26 protein-coding genes are annotated in these 24338 nt (G+C 64.3%); 23 read left to right on the forward strand and 3 right to left on the reverse strand.

What is annotated here, in order from left to right; translation table 11 throughout:
* Window position 1: 1 nt before the first annotated feature.
* Together NUH86_RS07905 and NUH86_RS07910 are read right to left on the reverse strand one after the other, a co-directional pair.
* The gene (locus NUH86_RS07905) at window positions 2-418 is read right to left on the reverse strand and encodes a helix-turn-helix domain-containing protein (protein ID WP_267251914.1); all 417 of its coding nucleotides are present in this window, start codon (window positions 416-418) and stop codon (window positions 2-4) included.
* A 130-nt stretch (window positions 419-548) separates the two neighbouring features.
* Window positions 549-944, reverse strand: coding sequence for a hypothetical protein (locus NUH86_RS07910; protein WP_267251915.1), 396 nt, complete (start codon window positions 942-944; stop codon window positions 549-551).
* Between the two features lie 401 nt (window positions 945-1345).
* Here NUH86_RS07910 and NUH86_RS07915 point away from each other — a divergent pair, with 401 nt between their 5' ends.
* The 21 genes from NUH86_RS07915 (at window position 1346) to NUH86_RS08015 (ending at window position 22808) form a co-directional block, all read left to right on the forward strand.
* Window positions 1346-1651 carry a hypothetical protein gene (locus tag NUH86_RS07915; protein ID WP_267251916.1) on the forward strand — a complete coding sequence of 102 codons (306 nt, stop codon included), beginning with the start codon at window positions 1346-1348 and terminating at the stop codon, window positions 1649-1651.
* Window positions 1635-2408, forward strand: coding sequence for a DsbC family protein (locus NUH86_RS07920; protein WP_416365349.1), 774 nt, complete (start codon window positions 1635-1637; stop codon window positions 2406-2408). The genes NUH86_RS07915 and NUH86_RS07920 overlap by 17 nt, the downstream gene beginning before the upstream one ends.
* A gap of 226 nt (window positions 2409-2634) precedes the next feature.
* On the forward strand, window positions 2635-2952 hold the full coding sequence (locus tag NUH86_RS07925) for a hypothetical protein (RefSeq protein ID WP_267251917.1): 318 nt from the start codon (window positions 2635-2637) through the stop codon (window positions 2950-2952).
* Between the two features lie 110 nt (window positions 2953-3062).
* A complete protein-coding gene (locus NUH86_RS07930) occupies window positions 3063-3329 on the forward strand; it encodes a type IV conjugative transfer system protein TraL (protein WP_267251918.1) in 267 nt (88 codons plus the stop codon).
* Window positions 3330-3370: 41 nt separating this feature from the next.
* The gene (locus NUH86_RS07935) at window positions 3371-3970 is read left to right on the forward strand and encodes a TraE/TraK family type IV conjugative transfer system protein (RefSeq protein ID WP_416365364.1); all 600 of its coding nucleotides are present in this window, start codon (window positions 3371-3373) and stop codon (window positions 3968-3970) included.
* Complete coding sequence (locus NUH86_RS07940) at window positions 3954-4721, forward strand: type-F conjugative transfer system secretin TraK (protein ID WP_416365350.1); 768 nt, start codon at window positions 3954-3956, stop codon at window positions 4719-4721. Before NUH86_RS07935 ends, NUH86_RS07940 begins: the two co-directional genes overlap by 17 nt.
* 59 nt (window positions 4722-4780) lie before the next feature.
* The gene (locus NUH86_RS07945; RefSeq protein WP_267252062.1) at window positions 4781-6022 is read left to right on the forward strand and encodes a TraB/VirB10 family protein; all 1242 of its coding nucleotides are present in this window, start codon (window positions 4781-4783) and stop codon (window positions 6020-6022) included.
* Window positions 6023-6057: 35 nt separating this feature from the next.
* Window positions 6058-6675 carry a TraV family lipoprotein gene (locus NUH86_RS07950; protein WP_267251920.1) on the forward strand — a complete coding sequence of 206 codons (618 nt, stop codon included), beginning with the start codon at window positions 6058-6060 and terminating at the stop codon, window positions 6673-6675.
* On the forward strand, window positions 6672-9197 hold the full coding sequence (locus tag NUH86_RS07955; protein ID WP_267251921.1) for a TraC family protein: 2526 nt from the start codon (window positions 6672-6674) through the stop codon (window positions 9195-9197). Before NUH86_RS07950 ends, NUH86_RS07955 begins: the two co-directional genes overlap by 4 nt.
* Before the next feature lie 5 nt (window positions 9198-9202).
* Entirely contained in the window at window positions 9203-9532 is a 330-nt protein-coding gene (locus tag NUH86_RS07960; RefSeq protein WP_267251922.1) for a hypothetical protein, read from the forward strand.
* A complete protein-coding gene (locus tag NUH86_RS07965; protein WP_188064351.1) occupies window positions 9529-9762 on the forward strand; it encodes a hypothetical protein in 234 nt (77 codons plus the stop codon). The genes NUH86_RS07960 and NUH86_RS07965 overlap by 4 nt, the downstream gene beginning before the upstream one ends.
* Window positions 9763-9787: 25 nt before the next feature.
* Complete coding sequence (locus NUH86_RS07970) at window positions 9788-10450, forward strand: conjugal transfer protein TraW (RefSeq protein WP_267252063.1); 663 nt, start codon at window positions 9788-9790, stop codon at window positions 10448-10450.
* Window positions 10447-11460, forward strand: coding sequence for a TraU family protein (locus NUH86_RS07975; protein WP_267251923.1), 1014 nt, complete (start codon window positions 10447-10449; stop codon window positions 11458-11460). Before NUH86_RS07970 ends, NUH86_RS07975 begins: the two co-directional genes overlap by 4 nt.
* Window positions 11461-11726: 266 nt before the next feature.
* The gene (locus NUH86_RS07980; RefSeq protein WP_267252064.1) at window positions 11727-13589 is read left to right on the forward strand and encodes a hypothetical protein; all 1863 of its coding nucleotides are present in this window, start codon (window positions 11727-11729) and stop codon (window positions 13587-13589) included.
* Window positions 13586-14692, forward strand: a complete 1107-nt coding sequence (gene traN / locus NUH86_RS07985; protein WP_267251924.1) for a conjugal transfer protein TraN — start codon at window positions 13586-13588, stop codon at window positions 14690-14692. The genes NUH86_RS07980 and traN overlap by 4 nt, the downstream gene beginning before the upstream one ends.
* Window positions 14664-15521, forward strand: a complete 858-nt coding sequence (locus NUH86_RS07990) for a type-F conjugative transfer system pilin assembly protein TrbC (protein ID WP_267251925.1) — start codon at window positions 14664-14666, stop codon at window positions 15519-15521. Before traN ends, NUH86_RS07990 begins: the two co-directional genes overlap by 29 nt.
* Complete coding sequence (locus NUH86_RS07995; RefSeq protein WP_267251926.1) at window positions 15493-16098, forward strand: S26 family signal peptidase; 606 nt, start codon at window positions 15493-15495, stop codon at window positions 16096-16098. The genes NUH86_RS07990 and NUH86_RS07995 overlap by 29 nt, the downstream gene beginning before the upstream one ends.
* A gap of 11 nt (window positions 16099-16109) precedes the next feature.
* The gene (locus NUH86_RS08000; RefSeq protein WP_267252065.1) at window positions 16110-16991 is read left to right on the forward strand and encodes a conjugal transfer protein TraF; all 882 of its coding nucleotides are present in this window, start codon (window positions 16110-16112) and stop codon (window positions 16989-16991) included.
* Window positions 16992-17026: 35 nt separating this feature from the next.
* A complete protein-coding gene (locus NUH86_RS08005) occupies window positions 17027-17569 on the forward strand; it encodes a hypothetical protein (RefSeq protein WP_416365365.1) in 543 nt (180 codons plus the stop codon).
* Between the two features lie 53 nt (window positions 17570-17622).
* On the forward strand, window positions 17623-19050 hold the full coding sequence (locus tag NUH86_RS08010; protein ID WP_267251927.1) for a conjugal transfer protein TraH: 1428 nt from the start codon (window positions 17623-17625) through the stop codon (window positions 19048-19050).
* A 14-nt stretch (window positions 19051-19064) separates the two neighbouring features.
* Window positions 19065-22808, forward strand: coding sequence for a conjugal transfer protein TraG N-terminal domain-containing protein (locus tag NUH86_RS08015; RefSeq protein ID WP_267251928.1), 3744 nt, complete (start codon window positions 19065-19067; stop codon window positions 22806-22808).
* Here NUH86_RS08015 and NUH86_RS08020 read toward each other — a convergent pair.
* Window positions 22805-23338: a hypothetical protein gene (locus NUH86_RS08020; RefSeq protein ID WP_267251929.1), complete on the reverse strand. Its 534-nt coding sequence runs from the start codon at window positions 23336-23338 to the stop codon at window positions 22805-22807. The genes NUH86_RS08015 and NUH86_RS08020 overlap by 4 nt on opposite strands.
* 194 nt (window positions 23339-23532) lie before the next feature.
* On the opposite strand from NUH86_RS08020, the gene NUH86_RS08025 reads away from it, so the two are divergent.
* On the forward strand, window positions 23533-23820 hold the full coding sequence (locus NUH86_RS08025; RefSeq protein ID WP_006960007.1) for a DUF1778 domain-containing protein: 288 nt from the start codon (window positions 23533-23535) through the stop codon (window positions 23818-23820).
* A gap of 8 nt (window positions 23821-23828) precedes the next feature.
* Window positions 23829-24332, forward strand: a complete 504-nt coding sequence (locus tag NUH86_RS08030; RefSeq protein ID WP_267251930.1) for a GNAT family N-acetyltransferase — start codon at window positions 23829-23831, stop codon at window positions 24330-24332.
* Window positions 24333-24338 lie beyond the last annotated feature (6 nt).

Consider the following 24338-nt stretch of genomic DNA (forward strand, 5'->3'; position numbering starts at 1 on the left):
ACTAGCTCGCCCCTGCTGCGAGCGCCGAGGGCTGCCATCTGGGCGTAAGGGCATTGGTCAGCTGGCTAAGATTCCGCTCTGCGACGACTTCAACGCATAGCCGCTCGAGATCGCAAAGATCGCCAGCCGCGAGCTGCCTTGGGAAGCACATGCGCTGGCCCGCGAACAACAGGGGGATGAGAATGTGGCCGGTCGACAAACCAAGCCGATATGCGCAGCGCAGATGATCATCGAGCTTCGACTTCGGGTTTCCGGACTCAATCTCGCGCAGCCAGCGGACTCCCATACCGAGATTCCTGGCCAGCTCGCGCTGCGTGATACCTATCTTCTTCCGTGCTTCCTCAATCTGCCGTCCCGACTGTTCTTTCACATACGAGAGCGGTGCATCAGCAACGGAAGCCGCGCAATCCAGCGACATGTCCGTGTCTCCTTACGGGAGATACCGCCCGCCAAGGCCATTTCGGACCCTATTGCTAGGTGTGCATACCACCACTGTCAAACGGAACCGCCGCCAATTTGGCCAAGCATCGACTGCCAGCATTCTGAAATCATTGACCAATCTTGCCATCGGCGATTGGCGGCCTTTTCACCGGCGGGCTCGCGCGCTCGAAAGCAGCCAGGAGCTGTGCGCCATCCGCGCGCGCAAGATGCTGAAGCGCGAGGATGTAGATGCTCCCGAGTGAGGGCGGCTCGCGATCCGGCACGGCACATCGGACACGCTCGGCGATCTGTGAGGCAGTATCCCAAAGACGATGCGGCGCGCCGACGTGATGCTCCTCCGATCCGCTCAATGGTGCTTCTCGCAGGGCATTCAAAGAATCGACTATAGTGCTCGCTGGGACCGTATCGAGATAGTTCACAGCCACATGCAGGGTAGTGCCCCACGCAAGGAGGCAGCGCGTGGTGCGAATCAGATGGCAGTGCGAGTCGATGAGCACATCCATCCCGGCCGGCGAGAGCCGGAGTTTGAAAGTTCGTGTTGCTCGGCCCATTCGCTTGTTACCCCCTTCCCGATAGCGATTTGCTGCTGTTTCGGGGCAAAAGTCGGTCTTTACCCTACTCCAACCATGGCTAAAGCGGCACTTCAGTGCCGCTCGGTTCCATTTAGCGCCCATCCGGGCGTGTGATGGCCCGCAATATTCAAGTTGCGGACTTATAAGCTTTCTTTCGCCGCTTCGGCACCTCAGTGCCCTCCCTATTGCAGGCATTTCAAGACATCGGCATTGCTCGTGGCACACCGGATCGGTGGTCATGGGCGCCTCTAGCTAACGCCCGCAGTCCCTCGATCCGCACCTTTCAAACCCTGAACCAAAGCGCGGATTCGCGCCACGAGGAGACGCGTCTCATGACCTTTCCACGCCCATCGACCAGGCTTGCTGCGATCCTTGCGACCAGCCTGCTCGCGTCCCAGGCCCAGGCGCAGGATTATCGGCCCGACGCCGAAGGCTATCCCTGTGCCGCCCGCAGCCAGCTCGCGATCGTCCAAGACGATCAGGGCTATTCGATCCGCCTCCGGCAAGTGGCGGGACAGGCCGCCAAGCCGGTGGTTGCTACCGCGATCCCGATCGGTGCCGCGTTCAAGGTCGACGCAAGGATCTTCGCGCTTTCGGCCCAAGCGAGCGGGGAGGTTCCCAGTGCGTCGCGCCGTTGAACTGCTGGCAGCTTCGTTGCTGCTCGCGGGGACATCCGCGTTTGCGCAGAATGCCCCGATAGCGGCCCCGAGTGATCCTCTGCCCGCGGCAGCTGCAGACGCCCAGCGTCAATTGCGCCAGACCTTCACCAACCTCAGCTTTGAGGACTTCGGACCAGCGCCCGTCAAGGGAGCCATCTATCAGGCGACGGCCGGTGGGCGCATCATCTATTTTGCGCCGGAGAGTGGTCATCTGCTGTTCGCAGCCGTCTACGACAAGAACGGCATCAACGTCACCGCAATGGCCCAGGATGCGAGCGCGCGAAAGCGGCTCGGCGCGATCGACCCAGCCGATGCGCTTGTGATCGGTCCGGCCGGTGCGCCCCAGGTGATCGAGTTCACCGATCCCGACTGCCCCTATTGCCAGGCGCTCGATCGCTTTTGGGCGGCGAAGGCCGCCGAGGGCAAGCCGGTTCAGCGGCTGATCTACTTCGTCAGCACGATCCATCCGGATGCCGCGGCGAAAGCCGAGCATATCCTCTGCTCCCCCGACAAGGAAGCCGCGTTCAAAGCGGTCTATGCCGGCGCGAAGCCCGCAGTGCTCCTCAAATGCCAGGCCGGACAGCAGAAGGTCGCGAAGGACGCGCGCACCGTCAGCAAGATGGGCATCGCCGGTACGCCGACGCTGTTCGTCGATGGCAAGCTCGTCTCCGGTTTTCAGCAGGCCGAGCTCCAGGCGTTCCTCGATCAGAAGGGCAACGTCGATGCACAACCCTGACTCGCCCAGTGCAGTGCCGAACGCCTGCACTCCCCTCCCCTATCTGGCGGGCCTCACCACCACTCCGCGCCGCTGCTCCAATGAGCGTGCGCCGAGCGGTGCGAGGGCCGGGATGCCGGCGGCCGCGCTCCTTCGGAGCCGTCCAGCGTCGCCGTCGGCCGACAACGATTCCCATCGGTGCCGGCAGGCATGTGTTCGGACGGCTCCGTTTCCAAGGAGACCATCAATGCTCAGTCTGCTCCCCAACCGGACTTTCCGCACCGCCGACGCGGCGGTCCTGTTCTTGCTGGTTGCCATCGCCTGCACCAGCGCCGCCCACGCCTTCCAGGCACCGGCAGCCGGCGATCTTGGCTACGACATCTACGACATCGTCGTGAACAAGGGCGTCAAAGGCCCGCTCGGCTTTGTCGGCGGTGTCGCCGCCTTCCTGTTCGGCGTCTCGCGCCTCTTCAGCAACATCATGATCGGCATTCCGACGATCGTGGCGGCGGTCTGCCTGATCAAGGCGGATTCAATCCTCCAGACCTTCGGCATGGTGATCTGAGCCTTGGCGCGCCGCGCCGGGTCTTCCGGCTCGCGCGCCTTTCGAGACGGGGGGTGGTGGTCACCTCTCGGAAATCACGCTGACGCGTGATGAAGCAAGGGAGAAGGGCGTTGGAAGAACGTCTGCCGCAGTTCCTGCACCGGCCGGTCCAGATCCTCTGGTTCGACAGTCAGGAGTTCATCGTCGTGATGTCCACCATCTTCGTCGCCGTGATCGTCGGCGGGATGATCGGTTGGACGCTCATCGGCGCTCTTCTCCTCTTCATTCCCTGGAAGCGAACCAAGCCGCGCGGTTTCATCCCGCATCTGGCCTGGCGCTGGGGTCTTCTCCGCTTCCGTCATTATCCGGGTCCGACCCAGACCCGCTTTTTCGAGTAGAGTGCATGGGGCATCCATTCAGACGCAAGGTCGATGCCGACATGATCGGCGACACCCGGCCAAGCTGGCATCTTCACCGCTATCTTCAGGGCTCGGCCAATCTCTTCGAGGAGAACCGGCTCCTAAAGTTCGCGATCGCGGGACTCTTCGGGATCACCGCAGTGCTCGGCACCGTCGTCTACACGTCGAACCAGAACCAGCGCACCGTGATCGTCCCGTTCGGCGCGGGCGGCGACCTCTATGTCACCGGCAACAAGCCCTCGACGACATATCTGCGGACCATCACGCGGAACATCGTCAGCCTGGCCGGGACCTACTCGGCCTATTCGGCCGATCGCCAGTTCCAGGAGTTGCTGAGCCTTGTCCATCCGAGCGCCTATAATGGCCTGCGCGACAGCCTGAACCGGCTGCTGGACGAGCTCGCCAGCAATCCGACGCTGTCGATCGCGACCTATATCCGCGGCGATCAGCCGGTCACCTACACCGATACCGAGATCGTCGTGCCCGTCGAGAAGGTCCGCGTCATCGGCGGCGTCATCCGCAAGTTCCGTGGAAACCTGCGCATCCGCTTCGCGATCGACAATGGCCGCTTCTGGCTGACCGCCCTTCAGGAGGAGAATTTCAGTGCCGAGATTCGGTAGAAGCTTGAGGCTTGCCTGCGCCCTGGCGGTATTCACCGCCACAACGCCGGCACTCGCCCAGTCGGTCGTGGCCCTGCCCGACCAGACCAGCCGCATCCGGCTGTCCAACCACGACGTCAATCATATCGTCTGCGTCGGCGGCGACATCGACGACGTCAAGTTCTCGGCCGAGAAGGGCCTCGCCGTCGAGCGCGGCGGATCCGACGCCTGGATCAAGTTCCTCGTGCTCGAGACCGACGACATAGGCGCAAAGACCCGCACGTTCGTGACGACGCCATCAGAATTCTTCGTGTCGTGCAACGGCGCGATCTACCCGCTCTACGCCGAACCGTCGGACATCCCCGCGCAGACCGTGACGCTTGTCCCGGGTTCCTCCCAGCGGGCACGCGCCAATGATGCGCTGCTCGGTCCGCTGGTCGAGGAGGAGCGCGCGGTCGGGATCGTGCTCGCGCTGCTGCAGGATCGGATCCCGGCGTCGTTCACCGAAGTTGCTCCGCAGGCAACAAAGCTCATGGTGGTCGACCTTCCCAATGTCTTTATCCATGAGCGTCGGCGTCTGGACGTTGAAGGCGCCGGACTATCAGCCAGCGAATATCTCCTGACCAGTCCGATCCCGGTGAACCTGGATGAGCGCGCGTTCCTGGATTCGGCATTGGGTCCGGACATTTTCGCAGTAACGCTCGACCGGCTTACACTCGGCCAGGGCGATAGCGCACGGCTGATCGTCATACGGCGGAGCGTCACGCAATGACCGGCCCGGCTGATCCCGCCGCGCCTGGCGCCGCACCGCTGCCCGGAGTGCCGTCCGGCATGGACGCACCGCTCGAAGAGACCGGCGATCGTCCAGCCTTGCTCGACCTGCGGACGCAATGGGCGCGGCTCACGTCGGACCAGAAGCTGCGCGCGAAGCAGGCAGGCGTCGTCGCAACGATCGCTGTGCTTGGCTTTGGCCTCTATACCGCGAGTTCGAACGGCACGCAGGAGCTGGCAAAGGCGCCGGAAGCGTCCAAGCTGGACATGGGCGCGGGCCTTCGCGGCGACAGCCTCGAAGTCAAGATGCGCGGCGACCTTCAGAAGATCCTCGACGGGCAGTCACTGCTCGGTGACCGCGTGACCGCCATCGAGCAGGGCCGTGTCACGCCCGGCGCCGACATTGGTGCCGGCGATCATGGCGCGGATGCTGGATTGCCTCCAGCCCTGCCCGGGGAGGCACCTGCTTATCCGCCGGCACCGCCAGAAGCGAAAGCCGAAGGCGACTCGCTGCCCCCGCCGCCCGCTGCTCCGGCAGCGCCTCCGGCACCGCCCGCACCCCCGACCGAGCGCCAGGTGGGCGCGATCGGCGCGGCCACGAACGCGGTCGCGGCGGAGGGAGGCGCGGCCGGCGTGGCACGATCAAAAAAAGCCAATCGGACGATCTATTTGCCACCTGGTTTCATGAAAGCGAGGCTGCTGACCGGGATCGACGCGCTGGCGAGCCGCGATGCGACCAGCAATCCGGAACCGATCATCGCCCGTGTGCAGGCCCCGGCCGTGCTGCCCAATGACGTCAAAGCCAATTTGTCGGGATGTTTCGTCATCGGCAATGCGACCGGCAGCCTGGCGAAGGAGCGGGTCGAGATTCAGCTCGTCTCGATCTCCTGCGTCGACTTCGATGAGCATGCGGTCGTCGATCAGCCGATCAAAGGCTTCTTCGTCGACGCCGATGGCAAGAAGGGCCTGTCCGGCAAGGTGGTAACCCGCGCCGGGGCAACGCTTGCGCGCTCGTTCATCGCCGGCACGATCGCGGGCATCGCCCAATCGGTCGAGGGCACGTTCGGAAATGTCTCCACCTCGGCGCTCGGCAGCGTGCGCACGCTTGATGCGGGCGATGCGGCCAAAACCGGCATCGCGGGAGGGCTCTCGCGCTCGTCCGACAAGCTGACCGATTTCTATCTCGATCTCGCTCGTCAGGCGGGACCGGTGGTCGAGGTGGGCGCCGCCAAGGATGTGGTGGTCGTCATCCAGGAGGGCCTCGCCCTCGAGATCAAGCCTTCGGTTGGAGCCAAGTTCTGATGCGCCGACCGCCCATCCTCCAGGGAGCACCAGCAATGCCCAAGCATGTCATTCGCGGCGGAGCGCTCGCGTTCGCCTCCGGAGCCGCCCTGCTCCTCTCCGGCTGCGCGACCATGGGGTCACTCATGTCGCCCTATAGCGAGAAATTCTCCTGCAAGAATGATGATCACGGCCAGTGTATCCACCCCGAGAGGGCCTATGAGGACGCGGTCGCCGGGGTCACGTCCAAATCCGACCCTGCGGTCACCAACGACCGCAAAATGCTGCGCGACCAGACCGCAGCAAAGCGTGGTCAACGCAGCGATCGCGCCGGACCTCCGAGCGCCTACGGCACCTATCGCGACAGCGTCTACCAGGAACTCAAGGGGCTGATCGATGCGCCCGTGACACCGATGCTCAAACCCGCGCGGACCGTCCGGACATTGATCCTGCCTTATGCCGACCGGCAGCGGCCGGACCGGCTCTATATGCCGCGCTACGTCTATTCGATCATGGAGAAGCCCGTCTGGGTGGTCGGGGGAAGCCTTGTCGCGCCGCCGAGCCAGGCGGCAAAGGCACCGATCCTTGGTCAGGTCCAGGAGTCCACAGCCGCGACGGCAGCCGGTGACACGCCCGAAGCCCCGATCACGTCCGCGACGGAGCCGCGGCGATGAGCGCGCCTGGCTCAAAGCGAGGCCGCGGGCTCTCTTATTCTCGCATGCGCAACGCGGTACGCCGCGACGCCTATTCCGATTATCTGCCGCTCGTCGCCTGGGACGCGGAGAGCGAGGCGTTCCTCTGCATCGACGACACATGGGGCCACGCGTGGGAGATCGTGCCGACCGCGTACATGTTCGCGCATGTTCAGGGTGCGCTGCAGGGCCTGCTGAACGTCAATTTCCCGGACGGCACGGTCCTCCAACTCCACACCTTCGCCGACCCGCTGATCGACGACGCGCTCGACGCGTTTCTCGATCTCAAAACCCGCGACGACCCCCTCATCCAGGCGTCCGCGCGACGCACCCGCGAATATCTGAGCCGGGGTCGACATGGCCTGAAGGCCTTGCACGGCATCCCCGTGCGAAACTTTCGCACGCTGCTGTCGATCAAGACGCGGCGCCCCCTCGGCGAGGATCTTCGGCGCCAAGTCGAGGAGCAACTCGCCAAGCTTGGCATTCGCCGCCTCGAGCCCGAGGAGATGATCTCTTTCTACCGCCGCATCTTCAACGGTGTCACGCAATCGGCACCCGGTGTGTTCGCCGATGGCGCGACGATCGGCGCGCCGACGCTCGCCAAGCAGATCATCGACGCTGGCCCCGACCTCCTGTTCGAGGGACCGGAGGTCTTTATCGGCAACCAGGTCGCGCGCTGCCTGACGCCCAAGGCACCCGCGCGGCGCATCACTGCCGAGCGCGCGAACCGCCTTCTGGGCGGGATGCGCGGCTCGGCGGAAGACAGCGACCAGATCGGCGGTCCGTTCCTCTACACGCTGAACATCCTGTTCGACCATTCACAGTTCGAGATCCACAAACGCGCGCAGATCCTTTCCGCGCAGAAGGCTGCGGGCTCCTTCGCGGTCGAGGTCGGCAAGCAGATCGAGGAGATCGGCTGGATTCTCGATGAGGCGGGCAACTCGAAGTTCGTCCGCGTCATCCCGATGGTCTGGGTATTCGGTCGCGACCGCGCCCATGCCCGCGAGCTCGCCGCCCGCGCGAAGCGTCTGTGGGAGAGCGAACCACTGCCCTTCTCGATGCAGGAGGAGAGCTATCTCAATCCGACCCTGCTCCCGATGAGCCTGCCATTCGGGCTGTATCCGGACCGCACGACGCTGCGCATGCTTGAGCGCGACTTCCGCATGCCGGTGAAGGCGGCTGTTCTGCTGGCGCCGATTCAGACCGACTTTCGCGGCGGCGGCCGACCGGCTTTGCTCTACACGGGCCGCAAAGGTCAGCTTATCACGCTCGATCTCTTCGATCCGCGCATCAACAATTATAATTTCATCGTCTCGGCGGAGTCCGGAGCGGGCAAGAGCTTCCTGCTCAACAATCTTTGCCAGCAATATTATGCGTGCGGCGCGCTCATCCGCATCATCGACATCGGCGGGAGCTATAGGAAGCTCTGCACGCTTTGCTCGGGCCGCTATATCGATATCGGCGAGGAGCAACTGGTCCTCAATCCGTTCGACATGGGCCTGGCGCTCGACGGTGACGACAAGCAGTCGGCGATCACCATGGCGGTGGCGATCGTCGCCGAAATGGCCAATGCCTCGACGCGCAAGGGCGTTTCGACCTCCGAATGGAATCTGCTGAAATCGGCCGTCCAGTGGACGATCGATACGGGCCGTGCCGATCATGGCATCGACTCGGTGCGCGAATGGCTCGGCACCTATCCGGCGCATGCTGGAAGCGACCTTGATCGGGTTGATCACCTCGTGCCGGTAGCTCGTGAGCTTGCCTTCAACTTGCGGGATTTCGGCTCCGACGGCGCCTATGGCCATTATTTCAACGGCCCCTCGACGCTCGACATCAGATCGGACGAGTTCGTCGTGCTTGAGCTCGAACGGCTCAAGGCGATGCCCGATCTTTTCAACGTGATCGTCATGGTGGTGGTCAATGCCGTCACCCAGGAGCTGTATCTCTCCGCCCGCGATCGGCCGCGCTTCGTGCTGTGCGACGAGGCCGCGCAGTTCATGACGCGGACCGAGGGACAGGACCTGAGCCGCCTCGCCGAGGCTTTCGGCCAAGGCTATCGGCGCGCGCGCAAATATCGCGGTTCGTTTGGCATCGTGCTGCAATCGATGAACGACCTGACTCTGTTTGGCGGCACCGGACAGGTGATCCTGGAAAACGCGGCAACTCGGTTCCTGCTGCAGGGCTCGACCTATGATCGCGCGGTCGAGAACAAGATTCTCGACTATTCGGGGTTCGTTCTCGACCTCCTGAAATCAGTCCGCAACTCCAAGCCGAACTATAGCGAGGTCTTCATCGACTCCCCATTGGGCCTGGGCATCGCCAGGCTCGTTGTCGACCCCTTCTCCTACTGGATCAATACGTCGGCGCCCGATGAGGTCGCAGCCTTCGAGGCCCTGATCGGGCTGGGTCTGTCGCCGCTCGAGGCGGTTTGCCGCCTCGCAGGCGTCGATCCCGCCGAGATCCTTGGATTGCCGGATCCGGTCCGGCTGGCGGCAGCGGAGTGACCGTGATGCGACGCGCCAACCCTTCTCACCCCGATCAATTGCCGCTCGATCTGACGGCCGATCTCGAACTCGAACGGGTGATCGAAGCGCGGGTGGCTGCGCGCTGCGAGGCAGAGTCCGTCCTTTGGAAGCTCCGCCTGGTCGCAATTGAAACACTGATGATGGGGGTGCTCGTCGCAGCGGCCGGCATCGTACTGGACCAACCCGCGATGCTGGTCCTGCGCGCCGCCATATTGGTGGCCGCTTCCTGCTTTGCCAGCGGACTGCTGCTGCTCGGCCTGTCCGCCTGGAGCGCACGGCTGCTGACCCGTTTCAAACAATGGAGGGCTTCGTGAACGGCCTCCTCGATGACAATCCCTCACCCGGAGCAGTGCGTCTCGTCGTCGGCGGCTCCCTTCTGCTGTTCGTGCAGACATTCCTGCTGATGCTCGAGCCGGGCATCGCGAGCCATCTGCGCGTGGTCGTCAGCCTAGTCAGCTTCGTCTCCGGCGCATCGCTCATGTTCGCGCTCGTCGGCTTCCCCGATCCTCCTCCCACCGACTGGAGGCGCCGCCGTGGCCGCTGATCCTCTCATCCCGTCCAGCGCCAAAATGGTCGTTCTTGGGCAGGCCGCGACCGTCGTGCTGCTGCTGATCGGTGCCGGCGCGCTGGCTTTTGCCGCCCGCGCCGAAACCTCGGGCATGAATCGCAGCACGATCGGCAGAACCTGGCCGATCGTCGAGCCTGACGCGCTGACCGAAATCGAGGCCAAGGTCGCGACGTTGCCGCGCGATATGTCGAAGGCATTCGGTCCCCGCGAGAAATGGAGCGCCCTCAAGGCTGCGGCACTTGCGCCCGCGACATCGGATCGGGTGCGGACCGTCGTGCCCTTCTACACGCTCGATTTCGACATTCGCCTGCCCGACGGAAAGACGCTTTACCCCAAGGGCTTCACCTTCAATCCGCTGACCTTCGTCAAGCTGCCGCAGCGGCTCGTGGTCGTTCATCCGCGCGACCTGGGCTGGGCGCTCCGGACCGCACGGCCGACCGACTTCATTCTGCTGACCGCGCTCGGCGGCGATAGCGGCGACCCGATCGCGCTCACCGAGAAGACGGGCCGCGCGATCTACATCCTTGAGGAAAGGGTCAAGGAGCGCCTCGGGTTGACCGTCGCGCCCGTCGTCGTCGCCCAAGCTGGCCAGAAGCTCGTGTTGACCGAATTTGGCCCGCGAAGCCGCCAGCTGCCGAGCAACCTCATAGGAGCGGTTCGATGATCCGGCGCTGTCATATCTTCCTCATCGGGCTTGCGATCGGCCTGGTCGCGACGCTCGCCTGGCCAAGCCAGGCGCATGCGTCGAAATGCGAGAGCAGTGTCTTCAATCCCATAACCAAGGTGCGCTGGACGTGCATCTTTCCGATCACCGTCGGCGGTGTCCGGATCGGCAGCTTCGACATGCTCGACAAGGCGCTGGATGCGCAATCGGCGTCGAAACCGCTCTGCGCATGCCGCAAAGGGGTCCAGTTCTGGTTCGGCGTGAAGGTCTCTTACTGGTCGCCCAACCGCATGGTCGACGTGGTGACGGAGCCAGGGTGCATGATGGCGCTCGGCGCCGATCTCATGCCGACGGGCGGCAAGCTCCAGGGTAGCCAATCCTCGATCGCTGATGGAACGAACACGCGCAAGATGTTCGCGCAAATGCACTATTACATCTCGCCGGTCTGGGCGATGCTCGACATGTTCACCGATCTTCCATGCCTGGAAGACGATGGGTTCGACGTCGCGCTGATCACCGAGATTCTGCCGACGTGGCAATCGGGCACATTGGGCGCGATCATCCAGCCCGAGGGCATATTGTTCGGCAATCCTGCCGCCGGCCTGGCTTGCATGGGCGACAGCGCGGCAGCCGCGGCCGGCAAGGTCATCGATCCGCTCTTCTGGTGCATGGGCTCCTGGGGCGCGACCTATCCGATCGCCGGCGACATTCATTTCGATGACTCGGTCGAGGCCTGGGCGGGGCTCGCGGCGCGCGGCACGTTCATGATGGGGCGCCTCGGCGCGCTCACCATCAGTTCGTCCGATGGCTGCTCGTTCAAGCCCAGCCCGATCTGGACCAAGTCGCGCTACAAGCTTCAGCTGATGGAGCCGGTCAAGGGCGGCAAGTGCGTCAATATCGGCCGGCCCGGTGCGCTCTGGACGAGCGGCAAGCACGCACCCGGCAAGGACAACGCCCAGTTCATGCTTTTCGAAAAGGTGATCTGCTGCGCCGGGATTCCGGTGCCATGAGCGGGTCGCTTTTCCCCCACCCCTTTCAAGAACGTCTCGCGCACGCCGCCGGCAATTACCGGAGGTCTGCCCGCCAAGGCCCTGACGGCCGCTGGCGCGCACGCGAGGCGGGAGCGACGCCGACGTCCCCCCGCGGCGTCGCTCCACCCACGGCCAGCGCGGTCGTCACGCTCCCCTGGCGGTCCGGGCTGCTCCCCCTGGTCTGGACCGTTACCGCGACCGCGCTGGCCACCCTCTTTTCGGCGCCGCCCGCGCTCGCCCAGACAATGGAGGAGCGCGCGCGGACAGCGGCCGAAGCCGCGCGCGCCAAGTCCGGCGACAGCGAGGCTCTACAGCGCAACTATGTCACGCCGGGGCTTTCGGGGCAGCCGATCACGACGGTCGACAGCAGCAAGGCATTCACTCCCAATCTGGCCTGTCAGAAGACGGCGACGCTGATGGAAGTGCTGGTCCAACCGGCCTCCTCCGGCGACCTGGCCTCAGTTCAGATCGCGCGGGACACCGACTTCGATGGCACGGTCGACAGCCGCATCAATCTGCCGGTGCCGGTCTCGGGCATTTGCGCGAACGGCGTGATCTCCTGCCAGCCAGGCACCTGGAACCAGTGCAACTATTTTCGCTGGGACATGGATACGGCGCGCAATCTGAAGCTCACCCAGGTCGACATGCCGCAGCTCGCCGGTTGCTACTGCATAAACAATAGCTGCGGGACCAATCTCGCCTGGGGCAACATGGCCTCGGTGCTCGGGGACCTGGGCGGCGGGATGATCGGCGCGCTCACCACGGCCGATCCACGCATCGGTGTCGCGCAGGCGATGATCGACGGCCCCTCGATCCGCTATGTCGGCGCCCAGTCGACCGCCTGCACGAGCGACCCCTCGCTTGCCCAGACCGCTTATCGCGCCAACCCCAGCGCGCTCGCGGGCGATGCATTCGCAGCGGCGTCCAGCAACCATGTGTTCCAGTCGCTATCCGGCTCGCCGGTCGGCCACGGGACCGCGCAGCAACTCCGGCACTGCACGATCGAGCGGCAAGTGACGGTCGTCAAATCCGGCATCGACGATATCATCACCCGGACGAGCGGCGGCTATTCGACGATCAAGAGCGGCAAGGCGGTCGACTTCTATCTGGGCTCTCCGAGCGACAACAGCCTTTCCGGGGGAAGCTGCCGCCTGTTCGACTTCAAGATGACGCTGCATGTCGGCGCTTCCGACCGTATCGTCGACGCACGGCTCGCGGAGTATTTCGCGGACGATTGGGGCCAGGTCCGGATCGATGGCACGCTGGTCGCGTCCGGCCCAAGCCCCTGGACCTCGACCGGCTTTCCTCCAGGCCGATGCGAGCTGGGGCGAACTTTTTACGCTTATCCCAATCTCGATCTGAAGCCCTGGCTCACCCCGGGCGACCATGAGATCTGGTTGCGCGTCGCGGTTGGCGATCACGGGGAGGGCATGGCGCGGGTCCATGTCGAGGTCGACGATAGCTGCCGAACCGTCGAACAGCTGGTCGATCATTGCGGGGCAATCGCGGCCGATTCCAAATGCCGGGTCGATAGCGAGATGATCGATGGCGTCCAGACCTTCCGGAACGGCATCAGCACGGGCCTGCGTCCGCTGCCCCAGACGCGGCTCCTCGGCACCGAAGCCTGTCCGGTATCCCTCACCCGGGACTTCTTTCAGAAGGACAGGACCTATCGATGCGCGATCGACAGCACATCGCTACCGAAACCGGACACGAGCCGTGGCACCTATATCATCGACCATTCGACCGAGACGATATTGGCCGATCGCGCGCGGCAGGGGGATGGTAGCTTCGCGGAATCGACGCGGCCATTCAGCTTGCCAGATCGTGGCAGCGTGCCTGCATGCGAGCCCATTTGCAAAACACGCGCGCCTCGCGTGAATACGGCCGCGGCGCCGGCCGGCGTCGTCGGCAGCCTGCAGAACAATCCGACCGCCTACGACAGCTTCTATCATGCTTGCGGGAGCGACAATGCCTGTCCGACCGGCCCTGGCGAGGAGATCGTCTCGGCTTGCGGCTGTCTCGACGATTTTCCCGAGGCGGTCGTGATGATGCAGACCGTGCGCCTGGGCGGCGCGGACCTTGTCTGCACGGGGACGGTGCGATGATCGCGCGGTGGCTCCTTTTGCCACGCAGTGCGGCACATGCGGTGCTGTTCGGCTGCGCCTTGGTCGCGGCGTGCCAGCCACAGCCTGCTTCCGCACAGCAGATGTGCGCCGCCGATCTCAACGGCAATGGCGACGCAGCCGACGCCGGCGAGATGGCCTATTGCACCATCACCTCGAGCGGCCAGTATCAATGCCCGCTCGAGGAGATCGCCTGCGTGGCGGCCCCTTCCGGCGATTATAGCTGCCCGCTCGGATCCCAGTTCGCCTGCCTGCCCAAGAATGGCGGCGCGACCTGTTCGCCCCATAGCTGCGCCGATGTGGCGGCCAATCCGATTGTCGAGGAGCCTCCGATCGAGGACCCCGGCACGGCGCCCGACGGCCCGGTCGATGCCGACGGCAATTGCCTGGGTACGATCGAGATATTCAGCGGCCGCGCGATGCGCTGCCGGCCCCCCGGGCTCAGCACGACCCTCTCGAACTGCTGCAAGGATAAGGGCAAAATCGTCAAGGACGGCATGGGATCGTCGATCGGTTCGATCGGCACCAAGATCGCGGTCGCCAAGGGCGTCTTCACCGGCATGAGCGCGGCCTTTACAGCGTTCCGTGCCGGGGCGACCGCGGGCCAGGCAGCGAATGCCGGCGCCAATGCACTGATCATCGGCCTTGATCCAACCTCGATCGCGATCAGCCTTGCGATCAATTTCATGATCGAGGTGCTTCTCCAGGGCTGCGACCAACAGGACATGGAAGTCGGCATGCTGCGCGGCTCGGGCATGTGCCACGAGGTCGGCAGCTACTGCACCTCGAGCTTCCTCGGGATCTGCCTGCAAAAGGCGCGCGGCCATTGCTGCTTCAACACCAAGCTCGGCCGCATCATTCAGGAGCAGGGCCGCCCGCAATTGAAGGCGTTCAACGGCAATCTGTGGGGCTCGCCCAAAAAGCCGATGTGCCGGGGCTTCACGCCTGAAGAGTTCCAGGCGCTGGATTTCTCCAAAATGGACCTATCCGAATATTATGCGGACATCGAGGCTCGCGCCCAATCCGACATCCAGATCGATATGAAGGAGCGCGTCAATGCGTATCTCAAGGCGGTCGGCGAGTAGCGCCCTCGCCCTGGCCGGGTTTGCAATCGCAACCGTGGCGCTCGCCCAGGATTCGGCGCGCGAGCGCATCCAGGACCAGGGCGACGCGGCGATGGAACGGGTGAAAGGCGCTGTCACACGCGCCAGGGAGGGGCGCGCTGATGTGCCGGACCCCAAGCTGCCCCCTGGCCCCAGCGAGGCAGAGCGTCGGCGCGCCTTCGAGGGCCTCCGCAGTCGGCTTCCTACGCCCGCGATCGACGCACGCGCCCGCGCCGCCCTCGCTGCCGGCGAAGCGCGGATGGCCGCCGAACGCGAGGCGCAGGCAAAGCGACTGCGGCAAGCGCTCGGACTCGAGCCCGGCGAGATGGAGGCGGTGGCCAAGACAGCGCCCTCCCCCACGATCAAAGCGTGGGTGCCGGTGCTGTTCGTCTCGTCGTCGATACCCGTCCCGATCCTGCGAACCTACGCCGCGCAACTCGAACGGGTGCATGGCGTCCTCGCCTTTCGCGGCATGCCGGGTGGTCTGCACAAGGTTGGGCCGATGGCGAAGCTGTCGGCCGAGATTCTCCGGATCGATCCAGGGTGCGAGGGGCCGTCCTGCGCGATGCGCAACATCCAGCTCATCGTCGACCCGATCGTGTTTCGGCAACACGGGGTCGCCCGCGTACCCGCGCTGGCCATGGTCCCGGGAGATCCGACCCAAGCCTATTGCGAGCGCGAGGATGAGAGCCCGAGAGCGTCTCATGTCGTCTATGGCGACAGCGCACTCCCGGGTCTGTTGGAAGAATATGCCCGATTGGGCGGCGACAAGGAGGTGCGCGATGCTCAGGCTCTTTTGGGCGCTCGTTAACGCCGTCCTTGGCCTGTGGCCGCGGCTCCGGCGCCTGCCGGGCAAGGCTGCGGTCGCGCTCGGAGCACAGGGCCTGGGCGAGCCGGCACGGCCTGCGCGTTTGTGGCGCGCGCTTGCGATCGTCCTGCCCGTGGCGCTGCTCGCGGCGATTGTCCTGCCCCAGATCAGCCTAGTGATGAGCCCCTCGATCGGCGCCTGGGCCGTCCGCAAGGCGCCGGGGCCGATCGCGAAGGGCGACTATGTGATGTTCACGCTCCACCATCCGATCGCCGGACCCAAGCCGGTCAGCGTCACCAAGCACGCGCTTTGCATGCCGGGCGAGCGGCTGACACTGATCGAAACACCGTCGGTCGGTGCGCCCAAATCCTGGGACGCTCATTTTTTCTGCAATGGCGTGCTGCTCGGGGTCAGCCTTCCCTATGGGATTCACGGCCTCAAGCTGGAGCATTTCCAGTGGAGCGGCGTGATCCCGCGCGGCATGGTCTATATCGGATCGCACCACCCGCGTGGGTTCGACAGCCGCTATTTCGGTTTGGTCCCGATCAGCCGGCTAACCCGGATGGAGCGGCTGCTGTGAGCCGCCGCGTCATGCTCGGCGCCGCGGCGATTGCCACCAGCCTGTTGCTCCCGGCAACCGCGTTCGCGCAAAGCTCCGGCGATCCGGCGAAACTGAAGCAAGGCTATTGGTGGTACGAGGCGCCCAAGGCTCCGCCGCCCGCGGCCGAGGATCCAGAAGCACTGGCCAAGCCCGTCATCCCACCGATGGCAGAGCTTGCGACCTGGACGCCGCCCAAGATCCGAAAGCTGATCGAGCAGCAGCGCGACTATGCCGCCACGGTGCTGACGGTCGATGCGGTCTCCGACTTCTGGCGACTGCAGGACTTCGCGCGGCGCAAGGCGCGGGCGTTTGCGGGCGTGACCCAGATCGCAATGCTCCAGCACCCCGAGCTCAATTCGAAATCCGCGAACCCGATGGTCGGTGACGCGCGATCGGAACTCACGGCGCAGAAGGATGCGATCCGCCGCGGCTATCTGCGCGCACATGCCAATGAATTCGCGCTCGTCATGTTTTCGCGTTCGACCTGCGGCTATTGCCGTGTCCAATGGCCGATCGTCCAACGCTTCCAGGAGGAGATGGGCTGGCAGGTCACGCTGATGGACGTCGGCAAACGACCTGAGGTCGGGCAGCGGTTCGGCGTTGAAATCACGCCGACCACGATGATCATCCGGCGCGGCAGCGCGCAGCGCATGGTGATCGCGAGTGGCGTCGAGGCTTATCCCAATCTCGCGCAGATGGCCTACCAGGCAGTGCGGCTGCTGCGCGGCGATATTCGCCCCGAACAGTTCATGACCGGCCCCGGCGAGGATGACGGCTTCTTCGATGCGCTCGGCAACGGCCCGGTCTCGGCGACCGATCCGCGAGCCTTGGGCGGCGATCTCGTCGATGTCAGCCTGGAGCCGAAGCGGTGATCCGGCTCGTCGCCCTGATCGGCATCCTGGGCTTGATGATAGACACCGGATCCGCTGCTGCCGCGCAGACCGTTACGCGCGAGCAGGCGATGCGCGCCGCGATCCATCCGGTTGCAGACAGCAATGGCATGCACGCCTGGTTGTCGCGGGTCCCGGCGACGCGCGATTTCCCAGACGATTTCAACGCCACGCTGCGCGGTCAGGGGCCGGCGTTCGTCATCGAGATGACCACCACACCGGGATGCGTTCCCTGCGGCGATCTCTGGACCAAGCTAACGGCGCTTGGAGCACGTTATGGCTGGCAGGTTCGGACGATCAGCGCGCAAGAGGCGATGATCCGATCGGGGCGGCTCGGTCTGCCCTGGGTCGGGCATCCGGTTTCCTGGGCGCGCCCGATCGCCGACGCGGGGCGCGTGGTGCCGATCGCGATCGGCACCGATCACAGCGCCAACCTTGCGCGCAACCTCTATCTCGCGGCGAAGATGTTGACCGGCGTGCGGCCCGCAGTGGGGGTGCGCGCCATGTCCAAATTCACCGGCATCGTCGGCATGCCGGCACAATCACAAGGGAGGCGCTGAGCAATGGCGGGCGCAGCACCTCTCCTTCCCCTTGATTTCAACAGGAGCCCGCCATGTTCCCAGCCCCCACCCGCGTCCGCCTTTTCCTCTCGGGCCTGATCCTTGCGACGGCTGCGAATGCCGCGCCAGCGAGCGCACAGAGCTGGGCCGAGAGCTGGTTCGACAATGTCACCTATACCAGTCCGGGCAGCTTCGAGGACCAGACGCGCGGTTATGTGACCGCAGGCGGCATGTCGGGCCGGGTCGATGTCCATAACGACTATCTGATGTCGTTGACGCTTCCCAAGGTGAAAGCCGGCTGCGGCGGCATCGACATGTTCCTGGGCGGCATGTCGTTCCTGGACCCGGACTATCTCGTGCAGAAGCTCGAGAGCATCCTGCAGGCCGCGCCTGCGGTCGCGTTCCAGTATCTGCTCGAGACGCTCGACGAGAAGATGGGGAACATCATCTCGAAGATGGAAGCGGCGACCAACTTCCTGAACTCGATCCAGGTCAATGACTGCCGCCTCGCCAACCGCATGGTTCAGATCGCCAAGGGCGACGACAATATGTCGGGTATTATCGAGGAGATGACCGGCTACAAATCGGTCAAGCAAGGCTTCGCCAAAAGCTACCAGAACTCCCGCGAGAAAATACAGGCCAACAACAACAATCCGACCGAGGATCTGCGCGACGCTCTGACCAATTGCCCGGCCGAGGTCACCGAGATCTTCCGCACCGGCTCGCTCTTGAGCCATGCCGCGACGCGGGTCGGAGCGGGCGACTGGGCAAGCGTGATGCGCGCCAGGGTCGGTGACGTTTATATGCGCTGGGATCCGACGGATAAGGTGCCGCTGTTCACCGCGATCCCACAATGCCCAGCGCAGGATACGGAGAGCCCCCAGGATTTCCTGACAGGTCGAGTCCAGAAGCGAGCGCTGAACATTCCCCCGACCGGCGCCGATTGCGCGCAGGATGGGACCGGGCGCGGGGCATTGATCCTGGCGCGCGAGCGAATGGAGTCGATCGCTACCAAGATTCGCACGCGCGCTGCGCTGTCAGCAGAAGAGCGGCAGTTTGTCGCCAATGTCCGGACGCTGCCGGTCTATCGCATGCTGGAATGGGGCGTGCGTCAGGGCGTGGTGAACTCGGTCATTGGCGACACAGACGAACTGGTCGCGCTCACCCTCGCCTATCAGATGCTCAACGACCTTACGCGCACGATTGATTTCGCGGTGAGCAATGCCGAGCGCGGCACGAGCGCCGCGGGCGCGGCGGACGGTAATAGTGCCACGATCTGCCAGACCCGGATCCTGTCCAAAGGCATCGAGCAACTGCGCGACCTGCGGGACGAGGTGCTGCGCCAACGCGCGCAGATGCGCCAAAGCTACATGGCGGCGCTCAACCAGGCGAACCTGTCGGCCAACTATGCCGGCCTCGTCCGCCAGCGCGACCGCGACGCGCGCGATGCCGCCGGCGCCGCCGCCACTCGCAACCAATAGCCGAAGAGATCGCCATGCGCCGCCTCGCCAAGCCCCTCGCCTTCCTGCCCGCGCTTCTCGCCGCGACCCCCGCGTTTGCGGTCGATACCAGCTTTCACACCTATGACGGGTTCGCCGAGACGGTCGATGCGTTCCGGCTGGTGTCGATGATTTTCGCGGATCCGCGCTATGAGACGCTGGTGCTGATCGTCGCGACCGTCGGCATCGGCCTGGGTGCGCTTCTCGCCAGCGTTCGCGGCTCGGGCATGGGACTGGTGGCGTTCGGTTTCCAGATCCTCGTCGGCATCGGCATCTTCGTCGGGCTGATCGCCACCACGGGCACGGTCCATGTCTACGACAGGGTCCGTAATGCCTATCAGCCGGTCGGCGGCGTGCCCACCTTGCTGGTGCTGGTGGCGGGTGCGACCAACATGATCGAGCGAGCACTGGTGGAGACGATCGACGACAACACCCTCGATCCCAATGCCAAGATCGAGTTCGGCGCCGGCGGGCACAGCTTCGACCTGTTCCTGAACGCGGTCTCGCCGCGCGGGCCGATGACCGACACGTTCCTGGACGCGACGATCAAGGATTACGTCCGTCAATGCTATCCGGTCGCGCGTGTTTCGGCTGCCTATGGCGTCGACGACGACAAGCTGTTCCGCACGACCACCGACCTGCCTGCGGCGTTCGCGGCGATGGCGGGGCCAGCGACCTTTTCGACGGTCTATACCGAGTCCGACAAGGGCGGGACAACGGTGAGTTGCACCGATGCCTGGGCGCATATCTCGGACCGGCTGTCCGACCCGACCCTGTTCGAGAGCTATAGCCAGCAGGTCTGTTCGCGGACCGGATTCGATACGGCCAATGCCCAGCAACTCGCCCGTTGCCGCCAGCAGCTCGGTGAAATGGGACAGATGATGCTCGGCCGTCCCCTGACCATCCAGGCGCTGATGTCCCATATCTTGCTCGGCAATACGGTGGGCGATGTGCTGTTCGAGGATTCCCCGGCGACAGCCGCACGCGTGATGGCCAACCGGGCGGTCGTTTCGAACGGCTTGGCGACGATGTCGGTCGCCAATGAATGGATGCCGACAATCCGCGCGACGGTGTTCGGGATCATGCTGTTCATGATACCCGTCGCGCTGCTGTTCATCCTGACGCCGATCAATCTACGTGTCGCGAGCTTCGCGCTTGGCCTGTTCGTATTCGTGGCGCTCTGGGGTGTCATCGATGCCGGTATCTATCAGCTGACGCTTGGCCGCGCGGCTGATGCGCTCGCCGAGATGCGATCGAATGCGCTCGGCGCCAATGCCTGGTTGCTGGCCCCGTCGGCGGCAATGAAGGCACTGGCAATCTTCGGGAGCTTCCGCACGGCTGCCGCTGGCTTAGCCGGCGCATTCGTGTTCACCGTCTTTCGGTTCAGCGGCAATGTCTTCACTTCCTTCACCAGCGGCACCCTTGGCGTCACTGGCCAGGCCAGCGCGGCCGCGGCATCGCTCGGCACGAGCGAAGGCTACGCCTCGGCACTCGAGAGTCAGGCCTCGGCCGCAGGCACGCGCGCGCGCGCCGGCGCCGCTTCGAGCTTTGGCGACTTTGGCGAGCGTTCGACCTTCGGCGCCAATCGCGCCTATGGTGAGGCTGGCCGTATTCTTGGCGAACGGCCGGGTGCGGCGGGTGGCACCGCGTTCGCGCTCGGCGGCATCGAGGGCGCGCGGCAGATGGGCAGCCTGTCGCCGGCCCTCAACGGCCGTGACCTGGGCGACCCGCAAGTAGCCCGCGCGGTCCAGGCCAATGCCGCCACCAGCGCAATTCACCAGTTCGCCGAGAAGGACGCGCTTCGGTCACTCGGCAACACTTATTTCGGCCAGGGCGAGACCGGCGAGAAGGCATTCGCGGCATTTTCGCAGAATCTCGTCCAGTGGCGGGCATTTGGCGACCAGCGGGCTTACGGCATGATGATGCAGGGGGCGACGCGCCATTTCGAGCGCGGCGGCTATTCGGCGAAGGACGCCGAGTTGAAGGCGTCGGGCGTGATCGGCGAGGCGCAGTCCGACCCGACCTTCGCCAAGCTGATCGCCAATGCCTATGATCAGGAGCAGATGATTGCCAACGACCTGACATCGGCCCAGATTCAAGTTGGCGCGATGGAAGGCCGGCGGGACTTTGCCGGGGAAAGTGTCGCCGGGATCGAGCGCGGCAACGTCGCGACCGAGCAGGCGCTGCGCACCGGCAGCAACCAGGGCCAGCGCGACGCCGCGCAAATGCTCGGCCTTCCTCCACAAGAGACCGCGCGCCGCATCGGCTTCGTCAACGCGCTATCCGGTGAAGCCCGCAGTTCCGCAATCTCTCAACTCTCCCGCGCCACTGGACGCAACGAGGCGCAGGTGCTTCACGCCCTCGAAACTTACAATGCCGCGACCCAGGTCGGCACCGCCGATGGTGCGACGGCCGAGGCCGGTCGCGAAGGAACAAGTGTCTATGGGCGGACCCGCGAAGCGGCAGAATATGATTTCGCCGAGCGCTCGGGCAAACTCGACGCCCAGCGCGAGGTGGGCACCGGCGGCACGCGGTCGGCTGCGCGGATCGGAGAGCAACGCCGACAGTCCGATAATTTCGGGTTTGCAGAAGGCGCCGCAGCGGCCGGCGTCTCAACGCGCGAGGCGGCGCACCTCGACAGCTTCATCCAGGCTCTGAGCCGGACGGCCGGCAATCAGGTCGATATGGCTGAGGGCGGTGCTGCGGGCATCGCCGATCGCGCCGGCAACGAGCGGCTGACCAGGATCGTCGATAACGAGCGGCTGAGCCGGATGCAGGGGCTGCTGCGCAGCCACGGCATCACCATGTCGAAGCGCGAGTTGGCAATGGCGCAGAATGGCGATCTCGCAATGAACCTGACCGCGGATCAGGCTGGTCAGTTGCTCCGCGCGGGCCTGATCAACGAAAGTCAGTTTGGCGCATTGGCCAAGGGAGGAAATGCTCGCTTCAGCTTTGCCGAGAACGATCTGCTCGTATCCAGCAGCGCAGGGTTCCAGCAATCCGCGCGCAATGACACGAGCACGCGGTTCGAAGCGGGCAAGCAAGCCGGCCCCGACACGATCGAGCACTTCATGGGCGGCGGCGAGGAAGGCCGTGCCGCGATGGCCAACTGGCTGCAGGGCGGGTTCGAGATGGACCGCAAAGGCGAGTGGCGGCTGAAGCCGCAGGTTGCCGATACCCTACAGCGCGACGTTCAGGCGGTCATGGCGCAGACAGGGTGGCAGCGGTCGCTGAGCCGCTCGGCGGACAAGCAAAATGCCATGGGAACAGCGGTTGACCTAGACATCGGCGGCGGGGCCTCAGCAGAGTCAGGGGGACGAAGCACATCTGATAGCACGAAAGGCAGCTCGCGCGGTGGCCGGGGGGCACAGGGGCACGTCGGGGGCACCCTCGGATTCAATAGTACGGAGACCAGCGTGACGAGTTCGAGCGCGTCGGCGACGATGGACATCGTCAATTATGATGTTCGCAATGCAATAGCAGCGGCGGAGCGGGCCGCTTCAAAATCAAGCAATCCGCAAAGAGCCTTCTCGGAGGAGTTGGGACGACAGGTCCTTGGACCCCAAGGACTTCGAAACCGGTATCTCGAAAACGCAGATTCAGGCAGAGGCACGTTCGACTATGCAGCTCCCATCGTTTCGGGAGAACAGTCCTCGGTGCTAAGCAGCGGGAGGCTAACCGGTGATCGGGATCATGGCAGCAACGATGGCGACCCGTCATTCAAGACACGCAAGGATTAGCGTCCGTGGCGCCGTGCCCGGCTCTTGGGGCTACCAATCCACATCGAGCCCGAAAGCGGACTGAGTGGATCCATATAAGCAGGGGGACTACCCGGCGTTCGCCGGTGGAAGGCGCTCGCCCTGCCGTGTTCGGCTGGGTACGTTTCGCTCCAAGCGTCGCTCTCGCGCCACCTCCGGGCGAAGCCAAACCCCAGAACGATAAGAGCCGTCACGGGAAGAAAGACAATATTGAGGTAGATACCAACGCTGCTGGTGTAGAAATCCGCGAGGAAGTCGATCCCGAAAGGTGATCCGGCAGGAAGCCAGTAGATGGGGATCGCAGCCCACCAGAGCTTCGCGTACCATGGACGCCACAGATAGTCCGCAGCGCGCGGCCGAACCCACTCCTCGGCTGGAACGACCGGTTCATCCATATTGGTGGCAGAATCTGGCGACATTTGATCCGCGTTCCTGTGCGTGACGGTTATAGCAAAATCCGCACGCTTTTGGAATCGACGATCTGGAATGGATGGGAAATATTCATGGCGCATAGCCAATCTCCTCCAGCCGCGATCCCCCCTTCCCCTCCGACCCGGAATTTCGGCCATAGGGTCATGCCATGCGGCCGAGGGGGGCGCCCAATGAACATTTAGACCCGTCGGCAAAATGTGACGGAAGCGTAAAATTATGTCATGACATTGTCCGGCATGTCGGGTATGAGGGGTGGATCGAAAGGAGGTGTGTCATGGCTTCTGCTACCGCCCGAACTGAGAAACTCGATCTACGCCTGTCACCCACTGCAAAGCGGACGCTTCAACAGGCTGCGCTCGCTGCGCATCGCTCGGTCAGCGAATTCGTGCTGGAAAGCGCATTGGCGCGCGCTGAAGAGACGCTCCCCGATCGTCGGGAGTTCAATCTGGACGCGGACCAGTGGGCGGCATTCCTGGCAGCACTCGATGCGCCCCCTCGCCACACGCCAAGGCTGGCTGAACTGCTTACAAAGCCGAGCGTGTTCGAGCAGGACCCAGGTTAAGCGCACCGATGGCGCCCCAGTTTCGCATTGAAAAGCTTCGCCGCGACCATGCCATCGATGTTTTCGATTGCGGTCGCGAGGAGCTCAACCGGTTCCTGTCGCGCTACGCCTGGCAGGCGCAGCAAGGCGGGGCATCCCAGTCCTACGTTGCCCTAACCGGAGACGAGGTTGTGGGTTTCCACACTCTGGTTGTGGGGCATGTCGATCATAGTGATGCGCCCGATCGCCTGACAAAGGGAATGGCGCGGCACCCCGTTCCGTTGATGATCCTTGCACGGCTCGGCGTTTCGACTGGCTATCAAGGAAAAGGGCTCGGCTCCGGTCTTCTGAAAGATGCCCTCACGCGGACTTTGCAGGCAGCCGATATCGCTGGAATTCGTGCAATCGCTGCACATGCCAAGGACGAGGCTGCACGCCAATTCTATCAGAATTTCGATTTCATCCCAGGGTTATCGGATCCAAATCACATGTTCCTATTGTTGAAAGATGCCCGGCGGCATCTCCAGGGATAATTGCGA

Source organism: Sphingobium sp. JS3065 (assembly GCF_026427355.1).
Lineage (GTDB): Bacteria > Pseudomonadota > Alphaproteobacteria > Sphingomonadales > Sphingomonadaceae > Sphingobium.

Excerpts from the sequence above, each read along its gene's own strand:
- NUH86_RS07990 (WP_267251925.1), top strand. The coding sequence starts at position 14,664 with ATGCGTATCTCAAGGCGGTCGGCGAGTAGCGCCCTCGCCCTGGCCGGG.
- NUH86_RS07925 (WP_267251917.1), top strand. The coding sequence starts at position 2,635 with ATGCTCAGTCTGCTCCCCAACCGGACTTTCCGCACCGCCGACGCGGCG.
- NUH86_RS08015 (WP_267251928.1), top strand. The coding sequence starts at position 19,065 with ATGCGCCGCCTCGCCAAGCCCCTCGCCTTCCTGCCCGCGCTTCTCGCC.
- NUH86_RS08025 (WP_006960007.1), top strand. The coding sequence starts at position 23,533 with ATGGCTTCTGCTACCGCCCGAACTGAGAAACTCGATCTACGCCTGTCA.
- NUH86_RS07910 (WP_267251915.1), bottom strand. The coding sequence starts at position 944 with ATGGATGTGCTCATCGACTCGCACTGCCATCTGATTCGCACCACGCGC.
- NUH86_RS07955 (WP_267251921.1), top strand. The coding sequence starts at position 6,672 with ATGAGCGCGCCTGGCTCAAAGCGAGGCCGCGGGCTCTCTTATTCTCGC.
- NUH86_RS07960 (WP_267251922.1), top strand. The coding sequence starts at position 9,203 with ATGCGACGCGCCAACCCTTCTCACCCCGATCAATTGCCGCTCGATCTG.
- NUH86_RS07950 (WP_267251920.1), top strand. The coding sequence starts at position 6,058 with ATGCCCAAGCATGTCATTCGCGGCGGAGCGCTCGCGTTCGCCTCCGGA.
- NUH86_RS08020 (WP_267251929.1), bottom strand. The coding sequence starts at position 23,338 with ATGCGCCATGAATATTTCCCATCCATTCCAGATCGTCGATTCCAAAAG.
- NUH86_RS07970 (WP_267252063.1), top strand. The coding sequence starts at position 9,788 with ATGGTCGTTCTTGGGCAGGCCGCGACCGTCGTGCTGCTGCTGATCGGT.
- NUH86_RS07945 (WP_267252062.1), top strand. The coding sequence starts at position 4,781 with ATGGACGCACCGCTCGAAGAGACCGGCGATCGTCCAGCCTTGCTCGAC.
- NUH86_RS07915 (WP_267251916.1), top strand. The coding sequence starts at position 1,346 with ATGACCTTTCCACGCCCATCGACCAGGCTTGCTGCGATCCTTGCGACC.
- NUH86_RS07980 (WP_267252064.1), top strand. The coding sequence starts at position 11,727 with ATGGAGGAGCGCGCGCGGACAGCGGCCGAAGCCGCGCGCGCCAAGTCC.
- NUH86_RS07905 (WP_267251914.1), bottom strand. The coding sequence starts at position 418 with ATGTCGCTGGATTGCGCGGCTTCCGTTGCTGATGCACCGCTCTCGTAT.
- NUH86_RS08010 (WP_267251927.1), top strand. The coding sequence starts at position 17,623 with ATGTTCCCAGCCCCCACCCGCGTCCGCCTTTTCCTCTCGGGCCTGATC.
- NUH86_RS07995 (WP_267251926.1), top strand. The coding sequence starts at position 15,493 with ATGCTCAGGCTCTTTTGGGCGCTCGTTAACGCCGTCCTTGGCCTGTGG.
- traN (WP_267251924.1), top strand. The coding sequence starts at position 13,586 with ATGATCGCGCGGTGGCTCCTTTTGCCACGCAGTGCGGCACATGCGGTG.
- NUH86_RS07975 (WP_267251923.1), top strand. The coding sequence starts at position 10,447 with ATGATCCGGCGCTGTCATATCTTCCTCATCGGGCTTGCGATCGGCCTG.
- NUH86_RS08005 (WP_416365365.1), top strand. The coding sequence starts at position 17,027 with ATGATAGACACCGGATCCGCTGCTGCCGCGCAGACCGTTACGCGCGAG.
- NUH86_RS08030 (WP_267251930.1), top strand. The coding sequence starts at position 23,829 with ATGGCGCCCCAGTTTCGCATTGAAAAGCTTCGCCGCGACCATGCCATC.
- NUH86_RS07935 (WP_416365364.1), top strand. The coding sequence starts at position 3,371 with ATGATCGGCGACACCCGGCCAAGCTGGCATCTTCACCGCTATCTTCAG.
- NUH86_RS08000 (WP_267252065.1), top strand. The coding sequence starts at position 16,110 with ATGCTCGGCGCCGCGGCGATTGCCACCAGCCTGTTGCTCCCGGCAACC.